The sequence below is a fragment of the Kordiimonas lipolytica genome (assembly GCF_001550065.1).
This window is the reverse complement of the sequence record NZ_LRUB01000017.1, coordinates 269,496-286,958: the sequence shown is the minus strand read 5'-3', so window position 1 is coordinate 286,958 and position 17,463 is coordinate 269,496. Positions and strand designations below refer to the sequence as shown.

Genomic DNA, 17,463 nt, shown 5'->3' with positions numbered 1-17,463 from the left:
CCTAAAAGCTGGCTTCAAGACCGATACGCCAGAAGCGGCGCTGAGCCAGAGTCTCAAGCCCATCAGCAGTTACCGCCGACACCACCTTGGCGTCAAACAGATTTTCCATCTGGGCCGTCAGGGTGAAACTGCCTGAAATGTCATATCGGGCTCCGGCATTCACTGTGAAGATGGCATCCAGGCGGCGGGTATTGAGGTCATCATCATACTGTCCACCGGCATAGCGGCCCTCAATATTCATATCCCAACCATCGCCAGAATATGCCGCCCGCACTGTGGCGGTATGGCGTGGTGTCTGCACAGGGTGCTTACCAATAAGTTCCGGCATGGCGTCAAATTTGGTGATGCGCGCGCGGGCATACAGATAGCTGGCGGAGAGCGTCCAGTGGGTTTCAAGCTCCAACATTGCATCCAGCTCAATGCCGTCGGTGATGCTTTCATCCACGTTTGCCCGCTGCCTCAGGACACCGCCATCCGGCACAAAGCCGCCCAGCGGAAAAAAGCCCGGGCCGAAGCCGATGGTGACATTGCCCACGCCATCCTTCAGCCAGTTGCGGTAATAGGTGGCAGACAGCTTCACTGTATTCAGCGGTTCATAGTCAAAGCCGATTTCCGCGCCATAGAGCGTTTCAGGCGTCAAGTTCGGGTTGGCTTCGGTAATGTCATTCACCACCCGGAACGGGCGGTAATATTCATTCAGCGTCGGAAGCCGCCAGGTCTTGTAGGCCGCCGCGCGCATATCGATCGCACCGGTGAGTGCGCGTTCATACCCCACACGGCCCGTCCATCCGCCGCCCTTGCGGTTGGGCACAAGGTCTGACCGGTCTGGCGAAGCGAAGCCGGGGAAGCCGTCCTCGATGTTATATTCGTCCCGCACGCCACTGTAGGTGCGCCAGCGGTCATACCTGAGCGTGGCGGAGAGAGCCCCCCAATCCGCCTCATGACTGTATTCACCGTAAAACCCGAGCGTCCACTGGTCACCGCCCGCCCGGCGCTGGCGGGTGAAGCCCGCACCCAGGTTGCGGAAGCGTTCGTTGGTTTCCCCGCTCATGCGGCGGCCATCCATACCGAACTCAACCCCATCAAACTGCACGCGCGCCAGCACCCCCGCCCCCCACGCAGGCACGTCGAACTGGTCCAGCACCGCGCGTTCGGTCGTCCGGTCATCGCGGGCCGAAGCGAAAACATTGGCAAAATCGCGTGTTCGGTAATAGGTGATCAGCTCCCAATCAAAAGCATCCGCATAGCCCGTCACGGTCAACGAAGCGTCCAACGCCTCCGTTTCATTGACAGCAAGACTAAGGCCATTCACCCGGTCTTCCTTGAAATACCGAACATGCCCTACAACATAGGCATCTTCAAACTCATAGCCGCCATTGATACCGATATAGGCGGTTTCTGAGGCGGCACGCACGTCCACAGACCCGCGCTGATTTTCGGCTAGAAGATAATCGCCATTCGTATCGAAATAGCCGCCGGAAAGCGCCAGCGAGCCTCCTTTAAATTCCTTCACATAGCGAACACCGATATTCTTGCTATCGTCACTGCCAAGCCATCCGCGAGCACCGTCATAGGCATCCCTAAGCGTTGTGCTACGCAAATCAACCTGCCCCGCCAGGGCCTGCGCGCCGAAAGCGCCGGGCGAACCGCCCTTGCGTACAACGGCATCACCAACATCCAGGGAATTGAGAGACGACCAATAGATCCAGCCACCGAACGGATCATTCAGCGGCACACCATCCAGCGTGACCAAAACACGCCCCGCCCCATTCGCACCAACGCCGCGCATGGAAAGCCCCTGTGTTGTCGGATGCGCCGTGCGGCTGTCAGCCCGTCGGAACAGGCCAACACCCGGGACGGTTCCCAAGACCTTGTCCAGCCTGTCTACCGAAGACTTCCTGACCTCCAGTATAGTTTCGGAGCTACCGGAAGCGGCACCCTCCAAGCGCCTTTGCGACACCAATATCTCATGGAAGAGCCATATCTCTTCGCATTGTTCCGGGTTTTGAACACAATACTCGTTCTCGGCTTCCGGGTCAGTTTGCTGGTCGGCGGTCGCGGACATCGTCAGAAGTGACGAGGCCGCCATTATTGTCAAAGTGCGTGCGTACATAAGTGGCAATCAGGGCAATATCTTTGTCTGAAAGATGCGCGAAAGCCGGCATCTCGTTCGAATAATCTTCGTCCGTCGGCTTCATGGCGGCGCTGCCGAACAGGATCATGTCAATCACGCCGCCAACCGGGCCATTGGCGCGCGGCTTGTCGATAAGTTCGGGCTGCAGCATAGGCACGCCGCCACCGTCGAACTGGTGACAGGAAGCACAGTGCTCTTCATAGAGCGCCTTGCCCTTCACTTCGCGCACATCAACCGGCGCGTCTTCCGCCATGGCGGTGCTGGAAACCAGCACTGCCGCGACCATTCCAAGATTAATTGCTTTCATACGTCACCCGATAAATGCGTCCGCCCGACATCAGGCTGGAAATATAAATAGCGCCGTCCGGCCCTTCCGCAAGGCCCGTAGGCCGGTGCTTGGCATCGCGGGGGCTTTTTACCACTTCCATGCCGGGGAAGCCGTCCGCGAAGGTAACCCAGTCACCTGCCAATTCGCCTTGCCCGTCCATCGGCACGAATACAACGCGGTAGCCAGCCTGCGGCAAAGGCGCCCGGTTCCAACTACCGTGGAAAGCGATCAACGCCCCATTCTTATAGCCCATCGGCAACTTGTCACCCTTGACAAAAATCATGTCATTCGGCGCCCAGTGCCCCGGGAAGGCGATCATCGGCATCTGGCCGCGGTCAGTCGTCATTTTGCCGTCGCCACCATATTCCGGCATCAACACCCGGCCATCGTTGCTGGGGTCCACATAACCGTATGGCCAGCCCATATCCGCGCCTTCACCCACACGGTGGAACTCCTCCGCCGGCAGGTTGGCACTGGCTTCGGCGTCATAAAGATCGGGGAAGAAGCTCTGCAGCTGGTCGCGGCCATGCTGCGCCAGATAAAGGCTGTCAGCCGCGCTGTTCCAATCCAGCGCCATGGCGTTCCGGACCCCGGTGGCATAGCGCATACCGTCTGCCTGGCTCTGCCCCGCCTTCGAAAGATCAAAACGCCAGATACCGCCAAATTCCTCAAGGATCGGGCATGGGTCCATGCCGGGCGAGCCCTTGGTGCGCATCTTTTCCATGCAGGCGTTCGATGGCGCACCGATGTTCACATAAATGTGCCCGGCACCATCGAAGGTGAAAGGCTTGGCTGCGTGCTGGCTGCGGTCTTCCATGCCGCTCACAACCACTTCTGCTTCACCCACGGGTGCGCCATCAGTCGGCACATCCCAGCGCAGGATCGAGGTGTTGGTGCCATAGTAAAGCTTGCCGCCCTCAATACCCATGCCGGTGCCAGTTAAACCCTGTGCAAAATATTTGCGCTCGTCCGCCTTGCCGTCACCGTCCGTGTCCTTCAGCGCCACCGCGCCAAACCCGTCCTGCGGTCGCATCAAGGCCACATACAGCCAACCACTTTCGGACACGGCCATATGGCGGGCAAAGCCCACGCCGTCTGCAAATACAGTGCTTTTGAAGCCCGCAGGAACGCGAATGCCAGTTGCCTCATCCACCTTCGCAGACGGGTTCACGCCTACCACCTCGGCTGCGGCGGGCATTGCAAGCGCTGCGGTCATGGCAGCAACAGCGATAATCTTTTTCATCTTTTTCCTCCGGGCTTGATTGCCAGTAGCTATAGCGCATGGGTATGATGTTGAAAACAAACAAGAAGGTGATCATGCCTTCTTACGTCTTTTCAGGAAGCTCGGATGAAGATCGAACAGATAGCCAACCTGACAGATTACCTGCCCGCCTTTGTCGACATGCTGGTCCGCACTGTGGGCGAAGGGGCCTCCATCGGGTTTCACGCGCCGCTTGAGCCGGAAGAAGCTGAAGCCTATTGGCATGATGTCAATGCCGCACTGAAATCCGGCCAGGTCTGGATGCTGATTGCCCATGTCGGTGACAAGGTGATCGGATCCGTTCAGCTGGCGCCCTGCATGAAAGCCAACGGCCGCCACAGGGCGGAAGTTCAGAAACTGATGGTCCATCCGGATGCCCGCGGCATCGGCGTGGGGCGCAACCTTATGATCGCGCTGGAGCGGCTCGCCCTGGAGAAAGGCCGCACCCTTTTGATGCTGGATACAGCCACCGGCGATATTGCAGAAGGCCTCTATTCCCGCATGGGTTATACGTGCGTTGGTACAGTGCCCCATTACACCATTGAAGCCGATGACAGTTTCGGCGACACGACCATATTCTACAAACATCTGGACCCTACCGGCGGCTAATCCCATTGACAGGCGCAGGGCAAACCCCAATATCCCTGCCAGCAACCGACGATAAACTGAAAGTCAATCAATGTCCTTCAACACGCCCAACGAAGCCACCTATGATCTTCTAATGAACCGCCGCAGCGTCAAGGCGAAGGACATGGTTGGACCGGGCCCCGACCGGGCCGAGATGGAGAAGATTCTAGCCGCCGGTATGCGCGTGCCAGACCACGGCAAACTGGCGCCCTGGCGGTTCCTGGTACTCACGGGCGCTGAGCGTGAGAAGCTGGGTGACCTGATTGCCGAAGGCCTGGTGGTTGAAGATGAGCGCGACCCGAGGGTCGCCGAAAAAATGAAGGGCTACGCTAGTCAGGGGCCTGTACTTGTGGTGGCCATCATGTGCCTCAACCCTGATCACAAAATCCCAGTGCTTGAGCAGGAACTATCCATCGGCGCGGCCTGCCAAAACATGCTGGTGGCCGCAACAGCGCTTGGCTTTGCCAGCCAGTGGCTGACCGGCTGGGCGGCCTATAGCAAAACGGTCGCGAACGGTTTGGGCCTTTCGGCAAACGAGCAGATCGCAGGCTTCCTGTTCTTTGGCAACCAGGCAGACGAGCCAACCGAACGCCCCCGCCCCAATATAAGCGATCATATCACTTGGGGCTTCCCGGAAAGCAATGAGGGCCGATGACTTATCGCCCCGAAACCGCCTTCTTGAACCTCGGTGAAGGTTTCGCCGATCCGGTTCAGGCGGCTGATTTTCCGCAGGCGATCCAACGCTACAGGAATGACCGGGCTGCGAGGTCGGTCGGGCTTGATCACCTGTCGGATGACGACTGGGTCAAACATTTCGCCCGCTTCGAACCACTGGACGACAATCTGCCCTCGCCCCTGGCCCAGCGCTATCACGGCCACCAGTTCCAGGTTTATAACCCGGATATCGGCGACGGCCGCGGTTTCCTGTTCGCCCAGATGCGGGACGATCAGGGCCGATTGATGGACCTTGGCACCAAAGGCAGCGGCACCACGCCCTACAGCCGGTCCGGTGACGGGCGGCTGACCCTGAAGGGCGGCGTGCGCGAGATCATGGCGACCGAGATGCTGGAAGCGCTTGGGGTGAACACTTCAAAAACCTTCTCCATTATCGAAACGGGCGAAAGCCTGATGCGCGGGGATGAACCCTCACCCACCCGCTCCGCCGTGATGGTGCGCCTGACCCACGGCAACATCCGCATCGGCACCTTCCAGCGCCACGCCTATTTCACCGATAAGGAAAAGCTGACGAAGCTCGTGGACTACTGCCTGAAATATTATTTCGATACCGAAATGAAAGGCAGCGCCGCTGAAAAGGCTCTTCATTTCCTTGGCCTTGTGATGGAACGAGTGGCTGTGCAGGCCGCCGAACTGATGGCCGCCGGGTTCGTACATGGCGTACTGAACACAGACAATATCAATATTTCGGGCGAGGTGTTCGATTTCGGCCCCTGGCGCTTCCTGCCGAAAATGGACCTGCAGTTCACCGCTGCCTATTTCGATGAGACCGGGCTTTATGCCTTCGGCCGCCAGCCCGATGCGCTGCACTGGAACATCTACCAACTTGGCGGCGCGCTGGCGGATATCTGCGAGGAACAGGCACTGAAGGATGTGCTGGCGCCCTTCCCCAGCATCTATCTTGCCGCGCTACGTGAAAAGCTGCTGGCGCGGCTGGGCATCAAGCCGAAGGGCGACAAGGTTGATGATGCGCTCCTCACACTCATCAACAATTTCATGCTGAGGGAACAGTTCCCTTATGAGCGCTTCTTCTTCGACTGGTTCGGCGGCGGCATCAGCGAAAACCGCGCCATGGCCAGCCCCAAGGCAGAGCGTTACAAAGAATTTGGCGAGCTCTGCGACGCGCTCAAGGGCTATAGTCCTGCAAAACCCGGCGCGCTGAAGCACCCCTATTTCCACGGCGACGCGCCCTGCACCATGCTGATTGATGAAGTGGAAGACATCTGGTCCCACATCGCCGAGCGCGACGACTGGTCGCCGCTAAACCAGAAAATCGACACTATCCGCGAGATGGGCGAGGCGCTCAGCCTCTGAAAAGCAGCTTGCCCGCCTTCAACCCAGGGGTTAGCATAAACCACCTTTACTAAGCACGCATACGTTTTGAGTGATAATTCTTTCCAGCATTGGGGGAACTTATGGCTGAAGACACAAAAGCTGGACGCTGGGCGTTAGCCCCAATCGTGATTTCCATTGTCGCGGTCGTTCTGTCGCAGATGAAGCCGCTTTATACCTATTTCGAAAAGCCCAACCTCGACCTTGTTGTTGGGCGCAACATGACCCTGTTTGAAACCTGGGGAAACCTGACCGCAAACTTGTTTGTTCAGCTTGTCAACAAAGGGGGCGCGGGCGGAGTGGTCGAGCGAATGGACATATTCATCAAGTCCAAAGACACGGGTTATGCCCATGTGATGCCGGCTCAAACTTACTATCTGCAACCCGAAGCCATCAGCCGGAACGAAATCGTTGCTCAAATCCCGTTCAGCAACATCACGGTACCAAGCGATACGATCTGGTCAGGCTTCATCGCATCTTTCAGCAGCTGGAGCAGGACGCAATCAGCAACGATCAGTGAGATCACCAAGAAAACCCAGATCGAAATAAATTCCAAGTATGTTCCCAACGGCCCGGCTGTCACGATCGGAACAGACCTGATGTCGCACATTCGCGACTTCACGCGAGGAAATCTGGGCAAGTTTGATATCGGCGAATATCAATTACTTGTGCTTGCCTGGTCACAAGGCAGCAACACGCCTACCCTTCGGAAGGCCTTCAATTTTTCGGTCTTTGAGTCCGACATGGCACGGCTCTTTGTGAAGGAAGAAGGCTATCCGTATGGGTCTGGCATTCTGTTCCCTATTGACGCAACTACCAACCAGCAAGCGGTTTTTAACGTGACATTGGACGAAATCGAAGACCAAGAGATGATCAACCGACTATACATGGCATACGAACAGGCACAGCTGTAAAACCTCCGACCTACAATCTGGATTCGGCGGCCCGGAATAGAGCTAGATTGAAACGCCATCACAAGCGAACGCGCGAAAATCTGTAGATCGATTACCGCTACCCTTCCGCCACATCGGGCCACAGCTCTGCCATGGATTTGCTCAGGCCCGGTCGCATGACAATGCGGGCATGCTTGCGTCTGAGCGCTCGGGGTTCTGCCACACCGCAGCTGTGGGCGATGATACAGATTTCCTTCTTCATGTTTTCAGCATAGTGCGCCACACGGTCGGCCTTTGTCTCTGGCACCAAGCCGCGCTGAAGGCGCTTGTCATGGGTGGTGATGCCCGTGGGGCAGGTGTTCTTGTTGCACTGAAGCGCCTGAATACAGCCGAGCGAGAACATGAAGCCCCGCGCGCTATTGACGAAATCCGCCCCCGCGCAGAAGGCCCACGCTACCTCGGACGGGTTTATCAGCTTGCCTGATGCAATCACTTTGACACGCTCCCTCAGGCCGTTTTTCTTCAGGCTATCCACCAGAAGCGGCAAGCTTTCGCGCAGAGGCATACCCATATTGTCAATCAGGCTCATGGGCGCGGCACCCGTGCCGCCGTCGCCGCCATCAAGGGTGATAAAGTCGGGCGCACTCTCCGCACCGCGCTTGGCAACTTCTGCGAATAGTTCACCGAAAAATTCTTCGTCACCCACCACCATCTTGAGGCCCGTGGGCTTGCCCGTGGTCTCACGCACGTAAGTGACCATATCGAGGATATCGCCCACACCTTTCATTTCCGGGTGGCGGTTTGGGCTGATGGCGCTTTCGCCAACAGGAATGCCGCGGATTTCGGCGATCTCTTCCGTCACCTTGATGCCTGGCAGGATGCCGCCCTTGCCGGGTTTGGCTCCCTGGCTCATCTTGATTTCGAACATCTTAACCTGTTCGCGCGCAGCAACCGCCTTCAGCTTTTCTTCGTCAAAACCGCCTTCCGGTTTCCGCACCCCAAACTTGGCTGTGCCTATCTGGAAGACGATGTCGCAGCCGCCTTCAAGGTGATAAGGGGACAGGCCGCCTTCACCGGTATTCATCCAGATACCCGCCTTCTTTGCACCCATGGAAAGCGCCCGCACAGCCGGCACTGAAAGGGCCCCAAAGCTCATGGCCGAGATATTGAAAATGCTGCTGGTAGTATAAGGGTGCCTGGCACCCGGGCCGATGGTGACAGGCGTGGGCTCGGCTTCCTCCTCATCCATCGCGGGGAAGGCGCAGTTGGCAAAAAACACGGTCCCTGCTGGACGAAGGTCCCGCGTGCTGCCGAAAGCGACGGTCGAATCCACATCTTTCGCGGCACGGTAAACCCATGACCGCTCCGCCCTATTGAAGGGCATTTCCTCGCGGTCCAGCGCGAAGAAATACTGGCGGAAAAACTCGCCCAGATGCTCAAACAGATATCGGAAGCGGGCAATCACCGGGTAGTTGCGCCTGAGCGCACTTTCATGCTGGGTCTTGTCACGCCAGTAGGCCCCAATGACCCACAGCACGCCCAGTCCAATGGCGAGCACAAAAACAAGCGCCATATATTTCAAGATGATGGGAAGATTCGCCAGAAGCGCGTCCATCCGATGCCCCTTTTCCTTGCCAGACCGTTCTTGCCAGAAGGCTCGCACAGGCGGGCGGATCAGTAAAGCGACAACAGACCTCTAGTGAACGGCGCCAACCTCATAGGCTGGCAGGATATAGCGTTGCAGCAGGTCGTTCGATTGCTGGTGCATGCCGGGCGTATTGTATCGCTCAGCCGTAATCACCACCACAAGGCCCATGTCCTCAAAGACAGCAACTTTGCTGCCGCCGTTACCGGCCATATAATAGGACTTGTGAACCAGCCCCGTAGTGGCTGAGAAGAACTCCCCGATCCACCACTGGTATCCGTAACTTTGCGTTTCACTGACCTTGCGGTGCGGCTTGGTGCTTGCAGCGATCCAGCCTTCGGGCAGCAACCTGCGGCCATGCCAGACACCGTCCTCTAGCGCCAGTTGGCCGAACTTCATCAGGTCGCGGCTCGTGAGTTCCAGCCCGCCACCGGCCTGCTCTTCCCCGATGGGGGAGCGGTACCATTCGTATTTGCTGATCCCAAGCGGCGTGAAAAGGGCGGCGTCAACGAAATCGTCAAGGCTTTGCCCAACCGCCATTTCGATCGCCTGACCGGTAAGGAATGTCCCTACTGTGCAGTAGCGGAAAGGCCCAAGCCCCATACCATCGCGCGACCAGCCTGGCATGGTTGGCAAGTCCAGGGCGAAGCGCGTCCAGTCCTGTTTTTCATGCATCTTGTCTTCATAGCCCGGCGTTGTCTGGTCATTGTCATTACAATCAAGCGCAGACGACATGGTCAGAAGGTCCTTAAGGCGGATATCCTTCTTGTCATCGTTCAGGTTCTTGATCGGGTCATAGACATGGAACAGCGGCATGACCGGGTCATCAACACCGGTGAAGGCGCCTTGCTCGATCGCCGCGCCCACCGCCATGCTGGTGATGCTTTTGGTCGCGGAGCGCGTGTTATTGAGATAGTCGGGCTTGCCATTGCCGAAATAGCGCTCGTAGACGATGTCACCGTTTTTCATGACAAGAACACTGGTGATGTCCTTGAAATCCCCGCGGCTGATGGCGGCTGTCATCTCATCCATCGTGCCGTTGGCAAGGGCCGGGCTGACAATGCCTACTGCCAGCAACAACAGGCCTGATATGAAACGTCGCACCATCTTCGCTCTCCACTCGGTTTGCGCCAACCATAGTGAACAACAGAACTTTGTCGATAGTTAGATCGAATTGAAATCAGTTGCCTGCATGATCCGCTTCGGCGAACAGGCTTTCAAGCACCTCGAAGGGCAGTAGCACACTGCCATGGCGACCCGGATGCTCCCACACAGGGGCAAGAAGCGCCAAAGCTGCCCACTTATCAGGGAAGTCAGCCTCACCGGTCTTAACCATATGGCGGAAACGCGCGGCGATGTCAGAAAGCTCGTCTTCACTGAGCCCGATCACATGCTGGCCAACGATGGCGGCTGTAGTCTGGCCAAGTGCACAGGCTTTCACCTCCTGACCGAATTCGGTGATCACCCCGTTCCGGACACAGGCATCCGCGCTGATCCGGCTACCGCAGATGCGGCTGGTCTTGGTCACTGTCGCGTCCGCCACCTGAAGCCGGTCGGTGTGCGGAATGCGTGTGGTCCAGCGCAGGATATCGGTATTGTACAGTTCGGTCATAAAAGGCCCCAAACCAGTGATCCAGAGGTTCACCCCTTACGTAAGCCGACTGTAAGTGAATGCCAAGAAGGATTTGGCCCATGGTTCAGAAATCTTGCCTTTGCCTTGATTTCCAGCTAATCCTGACCATATCTATCGGTGTTTCCGAAGCGCCCCGCGCCGGAAACCGATTCCATAGCCGACCCGACGACATGAGGTTGGCCATCATCCACAGAAAGGAATTTTAGATGGATGCCGTACTTGAAAGGGCCAATGGCTCTGAACTGAAGGTAATCCCTGATGACGCCCGTGGGGACGCAGGCGCAGGAAATACCCCACGTGTGCTCAAGCCAAGCCGTGCCGAAGCCGAAGAGGCCGTGCGCACGCTGATCCGCTGGGCGGGCGACGATCCGACCCGAGAAGGCCTCTTGGACACACCTAAGCGTGTCACCAAAGCCTATCAGGAATTCTTCAAGGGCTACGGAGACGACCCGGCCGACATCCTGTCGCGCACATTTGAAGAAGTCGCGGGCTACGACGACATGGTGGTGCTGCGCGGTATCAAAGTCGAGAGCCACTGCGAGCACCATATGGTGCCCGTTTTGGGCACAGCGCATGTGGCCTATATGCCGAATGGATCAGTAGTCGGCATCTCCAAGCTTGCACGCATCGTCGAGGCTTATGCAAAGCGGCTGCAGACGCAGGAAACCATGACCGCGCAGATCGCCGACGCGATTGAAAAATATCTGAAGCCCAAAGGCGTGGCCGTGGTGGTGGACGCCACGCACAGCTGCATGTCCTGCCGCGGCGTGAAGCACAGTGATGTCTATACCATCACCCGCCAGTTCCGTGGTTGTTTCCGCGAAGCCGACCAGGAGCGCCGTTTCTGGGACATGGTGCGCGGATAGAACAGGTGTTTGCAGCCGATCACAAATAGGCTTACTTCTTCCGGGAGTAAGCCTTTTCTTTCTCTCAAATTTGGGAAGGGGGGAGGGAGAACGCATTGACACTCCCACATACCACATTTATGTGAAAAAATACACATATTGAGACTATCGATGACAGAGATTGGGGGACATCGAATGTCATATATCGAAGGCACTGACACTGACGACGTTCTGACGGCAGGGGATAATGATATTCTGGCTGGCAGGGACGGAAACGACACATTATCCACAGGTGACGGCAATCATACCTCCTTGCATGGCGGCGATGGCGACGATCTTTATGTGGTTAATTGGGAAACCCATTCAGCGGACGAGCCATACTTTACCTGGATATCGGAAACCGAATCCGCCGCATACCCTGAAAGTGGCTGGGGCAACGACACATTGGACCTGTCCGCAGTTGCGGGCAACCTGACGGATATTCGCTTCAGCGGCACCTATTCCAACATATTTGGCATCCGGGTTTATGAGGATGGCGAATTCGTCGGACAAGTTGATGTCTCGCACAGAAATCTTTCCCATACCCAGATCGAAACCCTGAAAATCGGAACAGATAGCCTGAATATCCCAATGGGAATCAGCGGCGCGGCGATGAACGGTATCTTTTTCTTTGGCGCCACCGACGGTGATGACATCATTACAACAGACAGCTTAACTCTGGACATCAGTGGCCTAGAGGGAAATGACACCATCACGCTTGGAAGCGCACCGGATGCGGTCGCCCTGGGAGAAGGTGGGCAAGACGTATTGCATACTGGTGCCATTAGGCAGAGCCTTTATGGTGGTAGTGACGATGACATCCTGTATCACTCACTGGCAGGCCCGGCCTTCCTTTTTGGCGGCAATGGCAGCGATCGCTATATTCTGGACTGGGATATAGAAGCGTCCACCGAAGAATTTGAAGTCAGCATTTCTGAACTAGGCAGCACCTCAGTAGAAGGCGAAGTAGATATCCTCGATATCTCCAATATCGCTCATAGTGCCGACAACATCGCCTTTTCCGGCTCAAGCTTCTATCACAACCTCAAAATCAACATCTTGAACAATAACCATGAAGTAATCGCCAGCATCGATGTAATCGGATTTTTCGGCTCGAACCCTGCCATGCAAATCGAGAATCTTGTTCTTGGCAATGATACAATCGACCTCACCGGCTACGAAACCCCGTCAGATTTGAATGTCGCCCTTAACGTGTACACAGTCACCGAAGACGGCGACCTTATCGAAGGCGTTGGCAACCAGTTGGAAGTCTCCGGCGCTAGCGGAGACGACACAATCGTGGGCAGTGGCGAATATAATAAATTGCGAGGAGGCGAGGGGAACGATTTGCTTCAGGCAAACGGGCAACACACATTCCTCTACGGAGACGGCGGGCATGATCGCCTTGTAGCCAACGCTTCAGCCGCAAGCTTATTTGGCGGTACGGGCCGAGACACTTTGGTAAGTGGTGAATTCGAGCGTGTTTACACTTATGGTGGCGATGACGGTGACCGTTTGACAGGTAGCAGCAATGACGATCACCAATATGGCCAACGTGGCCGGGATAATATTCACGGAAACGATGGTAACGACGCCATCGACGGCGGCGCGGATGGCGATTTCCTGTTTGGCGGCGATGGTAATGATGAAATAACCGGTCGTACCGGTGGGGACCAAATATGGACTGGTGCCGGAGACGATCTCGGCTATGGAGGTAAAGACCAAGACACACTCGGCGGTGGATTGGGGGCAGATACATTGTCTGGCGATGATGGCGACGACATCATTTTCGGCGGCTCAGAAGATGATGTCATAAATGGCGGCGACGGCAACGATGAACTATACGGCGGTGCCGATGCAGACATCATCAGCGGCGGCGCGGGCAACGACACGCTGTATGGAGGCACAGGTGCCGACACACTCAATGGCGGCAGTGGTGACGATATCCTTCGGCCCGGCAGCGAAGCCGATGTTCTGATCTTTGAAAGCGGCAGCGGTAGTGACATTGTTGAAGGCTTCAGTCTTGAGGAAGACACCTTGAACCTCTCTGGCACCAGCACAGACTTCACAGACCTCGCCAGCGTTCAGGCCGCAGCCACCGACACGACGGAAGGCCTGTTGATTGATCTTGGTGGCGGTGACAGCGTGCTGCTGACCGGTGTTACAATGGGCGAACTGGCCACGGATAATTTCATCTTCTGATAAAATCGAAGCAAGAGACTTGATGAAGCGGTGTGATCGGGCGATCATGCCGCTTTGTTATTTTTAAGAGCGTACCAATGACCAAAATCCAGTTTGCAGACCGGGCTGACAGAAAGACTGTGGAAACAGGCGATGCCTTCGCCCCCAAGTTCGATGACCAGGGCCTGATCCCTGTTGTCACCACCTGCGCAACAACGGGCCGGGTATTGATGCAGGCCTGGATGAACGCTGAGGCCATTGAGCGCACCATCGAGACAGGCGAGGCGCATTATTTCAGCCGCTCCCGCCAGGAGCTTTGGCACAAGGGCGCTACCTCTGGCGAATTTCAACTGGTGAAGGAATTCCGCACAGACTGCGACCAGGATGCGCTGTGGCTTGTTGTGGAGCAAAAAGGGGGAAAATGCTGTCACGTGGGACACCCCAGCTGCTTCTACCGCAGCATCACAGTAAACATCCCTGTAAGCGACACAGAACCGCCCAAGCTGAATACGGATGATTAGGACCTTAGCCATAATCGCCTTCGTGCTTTTGGCTGTGCCTGTATGGGCACAGGACCAGGACGCGACCATGACGCCGGAAGAACGCCTGAAGCGCATGCGGGCAGCTGAAGGCCGTGTGCCTGAAAATGTGGTCACCAGCTTCAAGCGCCGCACGGTGGACAGCAGCGAAGCGCCCTGGCGTGCCATTGGGCGTGTAAACAACAACGGCCTGACCCACTGCAGCGGCACGCTTGTGGGCGAAAAACTGGTGCTGACAGCGGCCCATTGTGTCTATTCCCCGCGCACGAAAAAACGATCGGTTCCCAACAATCTTCATTTTCTGGCAGGCTACGCAAAAGGCGACTATATCGCCCACTCAAGGGTCAAAGGCTATATCCTCGGTAAGGACTTCAACCTCGAAAATGCGGCGATAAATCCGGCAAACTGGTCCCAAGACTGGGCCTTGCTTATCCTGACTGACCCCATCGGCGCCGACATTGGCTTTCTTGAGCTTCACCCCGACCTTTTGCCCGGGAAACATACGGAACCTGAGCTAGTTTCGATAATGCCCCAGGTGACCACTGCCGGGTATGCCGGCGACCGGGCGCACATCCTGTCGCTGGAAGAAAACTGCCAGATCGTTGCCGCCCCTTATAAAGGGCATGTGCTGGTAACCACTTGTCTGTCGCTGAATGGCGATAGCGGTGGCCCGATCCTACAACAGCTGACGGGAGGGTATCGGGTTATTGGCATCACCACGGTATCGCACCGCAGTGGCACAAAGCATAATAGCATCGGGGTTTCCGCACTGGCGTTCAGTGAAAAGCTCGGGGCACTGCTCGCCGAAGGGCGTTAGGCTGTACGCCCCGATATCGCCGGCTGACCGGCCTCATCCTGTTTTTCAGATGCTTTGGTCAGGCTGGCATAGTCTGCAATTGACTTTGGCTTGCCGGTGAAAAAGCCCTGCACCTCGTCACCATGTTCCAGTCGGAGCATCGCAAGCTGGCTTTCGGTCTCCACACCCTCTGCCAACACCGGGATATCCAGGCCGTGCCCGAGCCCGATCATGCCCTTGACGATACCCAGCGCCTGCGGGTCGCTTTGCAGGTTGATAATGAAACTGCGGTCGATCTTCAGCTTATCAAAAGGAAATTGCCTGAGATAACTGAGCGAGCTGTAGCCCGTTCCAAAGTCATCCATCGCCAACAGAACACCTTTCTCCTTCAGCGTTCTGAGCATATCAAGCGCGCGTTCTTCGTCCTCTATCAGCACGCCTTCCGTGATTTCAAGCTCGAGGCGGCGTGGCGCAAGGCCATGTCGCTGAAGCGTGTCTGCAATATAGCCGGCCAGATGATCTTCAAGGAACTGAACCGGTGACAGGTTCACGGCAACCCTTAGAGGGTTTTCCCAACTTGCCGCCTCCTTGCAGGCTTCATCGATGATCCAGTTGCCAATTTCAACAATTGCCCCCGTTTCTTCGGCTAGTGGGATGAACTCAGCGGGTGAGATGATGCCGCGTTCCGCATGTCGCCAGCGCACCAGCACCTCAAAGCCGGTAGCAACGCCAGTGTCGCAGTCAAATTGTGGCTGATACAAAAGGAACAGCTCTCCTCGTTCAAGCGCCCCAGAGAGTTCCAGCTTCAGCTTGCGGCGATCCTCCTGCGCCTTGTCGACACTTTCTTCATAGAAGCAATAGGTGCCTCGCCCAATGGATTTCGCCTTCTTCATGGCGATCTCTGCGCGCGCCAGAAGTGTGCTCGGGTCATCCGCGTCATCTGGGACGACGGCTGTGCCAACACAGGCTGTAACCTTTACCTCGCGCCCGGCCACAGAAAACGGCTGACTGAGCTTCCGGCGCAGGCGCTCAAGCAGAAGTACAGCACTCTCCGTACTAGCGACCCCTTCCTGAACAACACAGAACTGGTCGGCGCCCAGGCGCGATACCGTCACCATACCGCGCATCACAGTTGAAATGCGCCCAGCGATAAACTTCAGAAGCTGATCCGCGTTATGCTGGCCGATGGTTGTGTTCATTTCTTTGAAGGAATCCAGGTCGATGAAGTGAAGGATGACTTTCTGGTCGTGCGCCAATGCCGTCGGGATGCTTTGCCCCAACCGGTCCATCATCAATTGGCGGTTGGCAAGGCCGGTCAGCATGTCATAGTTGGCCAGATAATTGATCCGCTGTTCGGCGGCGCGGCGTTCACGCAGGTCCCTGACAATCACCACATTGTGGGGTTCGCCGCGAACAATCGCGCACTTGAAAAACAGCTCCGTCGGGATCTCTTCACCAACAGAGCTGACAAGCGTGGTCTCTTCAACATGCTCCGCCCGTTCCGACAGGTTGGTGACTGTTTCCCCGCGCGGGAAATCATGAAAATATCGGGCGAAATCCTGCCCCCTCAGTTGGCGCGCGCTATGGCAGACAAGCGATAGGAAGCTTGGGTTGGCATCAACGATATGCCCGCCATAATCCACCACCACGATGCCTTCAATGGCAGCGTCCGCAAGCCCCTGAAGGCGCGAAACCTCAACCGACTGATGCTCGGTCAGGTGAATATCCATAATCACCATGGCCAAGCTTATACCCAGAACCGCAAACGCCCCAAGGGACACGCCAAAACCCAGTACCACATCTGTGAATATCCGGTCGGGGACCGGCTGCATGGCATCAGGCACAATGGTTGTCCCCGCCATGGCAATCACATGAAGCACAAGAGGAGCGCCTGCAAGAAGCGCTGTGGCAAGAAGCAGCCTGACCCGGTCGTAGGTCTTGTTCATGACCACAAAACCGATACCGGTAAACGGAAGCGTGGCCAAAACGGCAACGGCATTGAACCAGACATCGGTAAAGATCGTGCCCTGAAGCATCAGGGACTGCTGTTCTACGAAATGCATCAGCGCCAGCCCAGCGCCTACAATCAGCCCAGCCAGAAGGCGCGCGCGTTTGGTCCGGTTATAGGTGGCGATATAAAGGCCTATGCCAACAGACCCGATCATCACGGCGCCTGACATCACGTTCAGCCAGAAGCCATGGGCAATGGCCATGCCCTGATCCCACCCCAGTATCGCTATGAAATGAGCTGCCCAGAAACCGCCACCCACCACAACGGCAGATTTCAAAAGCCAGCGCCAGCGGTCCTTTTCGGCGGACTCTCTTGCGCGCTGAGCCATCAGAACCGCGGTAAAGGCGCACATCAGCGAAATAAGACCGGCAAGGCCGAGGACGCGAAAATCATGCTCGTTGAGGATATTTGTTATGACTTGCGTCAGCATATAAAACCGCCCCTGCCCCCACATTTGCACTAAC

General features: G+C 56.6%; 15 protein-coding genes. 8 read left to right on the top strand and 7 right to left on the bottom strand.

Going from position 1 to position 17,463, the window contains the following annotated elements; all coding sequences use genetic code 11:
* Position 1: 1 nt before the first annotated feature.
* From KORM41_RS09415 to KORM41_RS09405, 3 genes are read right to left on the bottom strand one after another with little or no spacing between them, the layout of a single operon-like run.
* Positions 2-2,065 (bottom strand): TonB-dependent receptor, encoded by a 2,064-nt coding sequence (locus tag KORM41_RS09415; RefSeq protein ID WP_231727066.1) that lies wholly within the window; start codon positions 2,063-2,065, stop codon positions 2-4.
* Positions 2,037-2,441, bottom strand: a complete 405-nt coding sequence (locus KORM41_RS09410) for a c-type cytochrome (RefSeq protein WP_082719662.1) — start codon at positions 2,439-2,441, stop codon at positions 2,037-2,039. The genes KORM41_RS09415 and KORM41_RS09410 overlap by 29 nt, the downstream gene beginning before the upstream one ends.
* Positions 2,428-3,705, bottom strand: a complete 1,278-nt coding sequence (locus KORM41_RS09405; RefSeq protein ID WP_068143751.1) for a PQQ-dependent sugar dehydrogenase — start codon at positions 3,703-3,705, stop codon at positions 2,428-2,430. The genes KORM41_RS09410 and KORM41_RS09405 overlap by 14 nt, the downstream gene beginning before the upstream one ends.
* A 105-nt stretch (positions 3,706-3,810) precedes the next feature.
* Between KORM41_RS09405 and KORM41_RS09400 the strand changes: the two genes are divergently transcribed.
* The 4 genes from KORM41_RS09400 to KORM41_RS09385 all read left to right on the top strand — a co-directional run bounded on the left by KORM41_RS09400 (position 3,811) and on the right by KORM41_RS09385 (position 7,331).
* Positions 3,811-4,332, top strand: a complete 522-nt coding sequence (locus KORM41_RS09400) for a GNAT family N-acetyltransferase (RefSeq protein WP_156431853.1) — start codon at positions 3,811-3,813, stop codon at positions 4,330-4,332.
* A gap of 70 nt (positions 4,333-4,402) precedes the next feature.
* A complete protein-coding gene (locus tag KORM41_RS09395) occupies positions 4,403-5,005 on the top strand; it encodes a nitroreductase family protein (protein ID WP_068143750.1) in 603 nt (200 codons plus the stop codon).
* Positions 5,002-6,399 carry a protein adenylyltransferase SelO family protein gene (locus KORM41_RS09390; RefSeq protein WP_068143748.1) on the top strand — a complete coding sequence of 466 codons (1,398 nt, stop codon included), beginning with the start codon at positions 5,002-5,004 and terminating at the stop codon, positions 6,397-6,399. The genes KORM41_RS09395 and KORM41_RS09390 overlap by 4 nt, the downstream gene beginning before the upstream one ends.
* Positions 6,400-6,500: 101 nt before the next feature.
* A complete protein-coding gene (locus KORM41_RS09385; protein WP_068143746.1) occupies positions 6,501-7,331 on the top strand; it encodes a hypothetical protein in 831 nt (276 codons plus the stop codon).
* Positions 7,332-7,428: 97 nt separating this feature from the next.
* On the opposite strand, the gene KORM41_RS09380 is transcribed toward KORM41_RS09385, so the two are convergent.
* From KORM41_RS09380 to KORM41_RS09370, 3 genes are all read right to left on the bottom strand, one after another.
* Positions 7,429-8,925 carry an FMN-binding glutamate synthase family protein gene (locus KORM41_RS09380; protein ID WP_068143744.1) on the bottom strand — a complete coding sequence of 499 codons (1,497 nt, stop codon included), beginning with the start codon at positions 8,923-8,925 and terminating at the stop codon, positions 7,429-7,431.
* 81 nt (positions 8,926-9,006) lie between these two features.
* The gene (locus KORM41_RS09375; protein ID WP_068143742.1) at positions 9,007-10,062 is read right to left on the bottom strand and encodes a serine hydrolase domain-containing protein; all 1,056 of its coding nucleotides are present in this window, start codon (positions 10,060-10,062) and stop codon (positions 9,007-9,009) included.
* Positions 10,063-10,135: 73 nt separating this feature from the next.
* The gene (locus KORM41_RS09370) at positions 10,136-10,567 is read right to left on the bottom strand and encodes an iron-sulfur cluster assembly scaffold protein (RefSeq protein WP_068143740.1); all 432 of its coding nucleotides are present in this window, start codon (positions 10,565-10,567) and stop codon (positions 10,136-10,138) included.
* A gap of 227 nt (positions 10,568-10,794) precedes the next feature.
* On the opposite strand from KORM41_RS09370, the gene folE reads away from it, so the two are divergent.
* From folE to KORM41_RS09350, 4 genes are all read left to right on the top strand, one after another.
* Positions 10,795-11,454 carry a GTP cyclohydrolase I FolE gene (gene folE, locus KORM41_RS09365; protein ID WP_082719661.1) on the top strand — a complete coding sequence of 220 codons (660 nt, stop codon included), beginning with the start codon at positions 10,795-10,797 and terminating at the stop codon, positions 11,452-11,454.
* 174 nt (positions 11,455-11,628) lie between these two features.
* Positions 11,629-13,674 carry a calcium-binding protein gene (locus tag KORM41_RS09360; protein WP_068143738.1) on the top strand — a complete coding sequence of 682 codons (2,046 nt, stop codon included), beginning with the start codon at positions 11,629-11,631 and terminating at the stop codon, positions 13,672-13,674.
* A gap of 77 nt (positions 13,675-13,751) precedes the next feature.
* Positions 13,752-14,174, top strand: coding sequence for a phosphoribosyl-AMP cyclohydrolase (gene hisI, locus KORM41_RS09355; RefSeq protein WP_068143735.1), 423 nt, complete (start codon positions 13,752-13,754; stop codon positions 14,172-14,174).
* The gene (locus tag KORM41_RS09350) at positions 14,167-15,009 is read left to right on the top strand and encodes a trypsin-like serine peptidase (RefSeq protein ID WP_068143733.1); all 843 of its coding nucleotides are present in this window, start codon (positions 14,167-14,169) and stop codon (positions 15,007-15,009) included. The genes hisI and KORM41_RS09350 overlap by 8 nt, the downstream gene beginning before the upstream one ends.
* Here KORM41_RS09350 and KORM41_RS09345 read toward each other — a convergent pair.
* Positions 15,006-17,429 (bottom strand): putative bifunctional diguanylate cyclase/phosphodiesterase, encoded by a 2,424-nt coding sequence (locus tag KORM41_RS09345; RefSeq protein ID WP_068143730.1) that lies wholly within the window; start codon positions 17,427-17,429, stop codon positions 15,006-15,008. The genes KORM41_RS09350 and KORM41_RS09345 overlap by 4 nt on opposite strands.
* Positions 17,430-17,463: the final 34 nt, after the last annotated feature.

Coding starts and splice junctions, on each gene's coding strand:
- KORM41_RS09400 (WP_156431853.1), top strand. CDS start 3,811: ATGAAGATCGAACAGATAGCCAACCTGACAGATTACCTGCCCGCCTTT.
- hisI (WP_068143735.1), top strand. CDS start 13,752: ATGACCAAAATCCAGTTTGCAGACCGGGCTGACAGAAAGACTGTGGAA.
- KORM41_RS09395 (WP_068143750.1), top strand. CDS start 4,403: ATGTCCTTCAACACGCCCAACGAAGCCACCTATGATCTTCTAATGAAC.
- KORM41_RS09375 (WP_068143742.1), bottom strand. CDS start 10,062: ATGGTGCGACGTTTCATATCAGGCCTGTTGTTGCTGGCAGTAGGCATT.
- KORM41_RS09390 (WP_068143748.1), top strand. CDS start 5,002: ATGACTTATCGCCCCGAAACCGCCTTCTTGAACCTCGGTGAAGGTTTC.
- folE (WP_082719661.1), top strand. CDS start 10,795: ATGGATGCCGTACTTGAAAGGGCCAATGGCTCTGAACTGAAGGTAATC.
- KORM41_RS09360 (WP_068143738.1), top strand. CDS start 11,629: ATGTCATATATCGAAGGCACTGACACTGACGACGTTCTGACGGCAGGG.
- KORM41_RS09380 (WP_068143744.1), bottom strand. CDS start 8,925: ATGGACGCGCTTCTGGCGAATCTTCCCATCATCTTGAAATATATGGCG.
- KORM41_RS09370 (WP_068143740.1), bottom strand. CDS start 10,567: ATGACCGAACTGTACAATACCGATATCCTGCGCTGGACCACACGCATT.
- KORM41_RS09385 (WP_068143746.1), top strand. CDS start 6,501: ATGGCTGAAGACACAAAAGCTGGACGCTGGGCGTTAGCCCCAATCGTG.
- KORM41_RS09350 (WP_068143733.1), top strand. CDS start 14,167: ATGATTAGGACCTTAGCCATAATCGCCTTCGTGCTTTTGGCTGTGCCT.
- KORM41_RS09415 (WP_231727066.1), bottom strand. CDS start 2,065: ATGTCCGCGACCGCCGACCAGCAAACTGACCCGGAAGCCGAGAACGAG.
- KORM41_RS09405 (WP_068143751.1), bottom strand. CDS start 3,705: ATGAAAAAGATTATCGCTGTTGCTGCCATGACCGCAGCGCTTGCAATG.
- KORM41_RS09410 (WP_082719662.1), bottom strand. CDS start 2,441: ATGAAAGCAATTAATCTTGGAATGGTCGCGGCAGTGCTGGTTTCCAGC.
- KORM41_RS09345 (WP_068143730.1), bottom strand. CDS start 17,429: ATGCTGACGCAAGTCATAACAAATATCCTCAACGAGCATGATTTTCGC.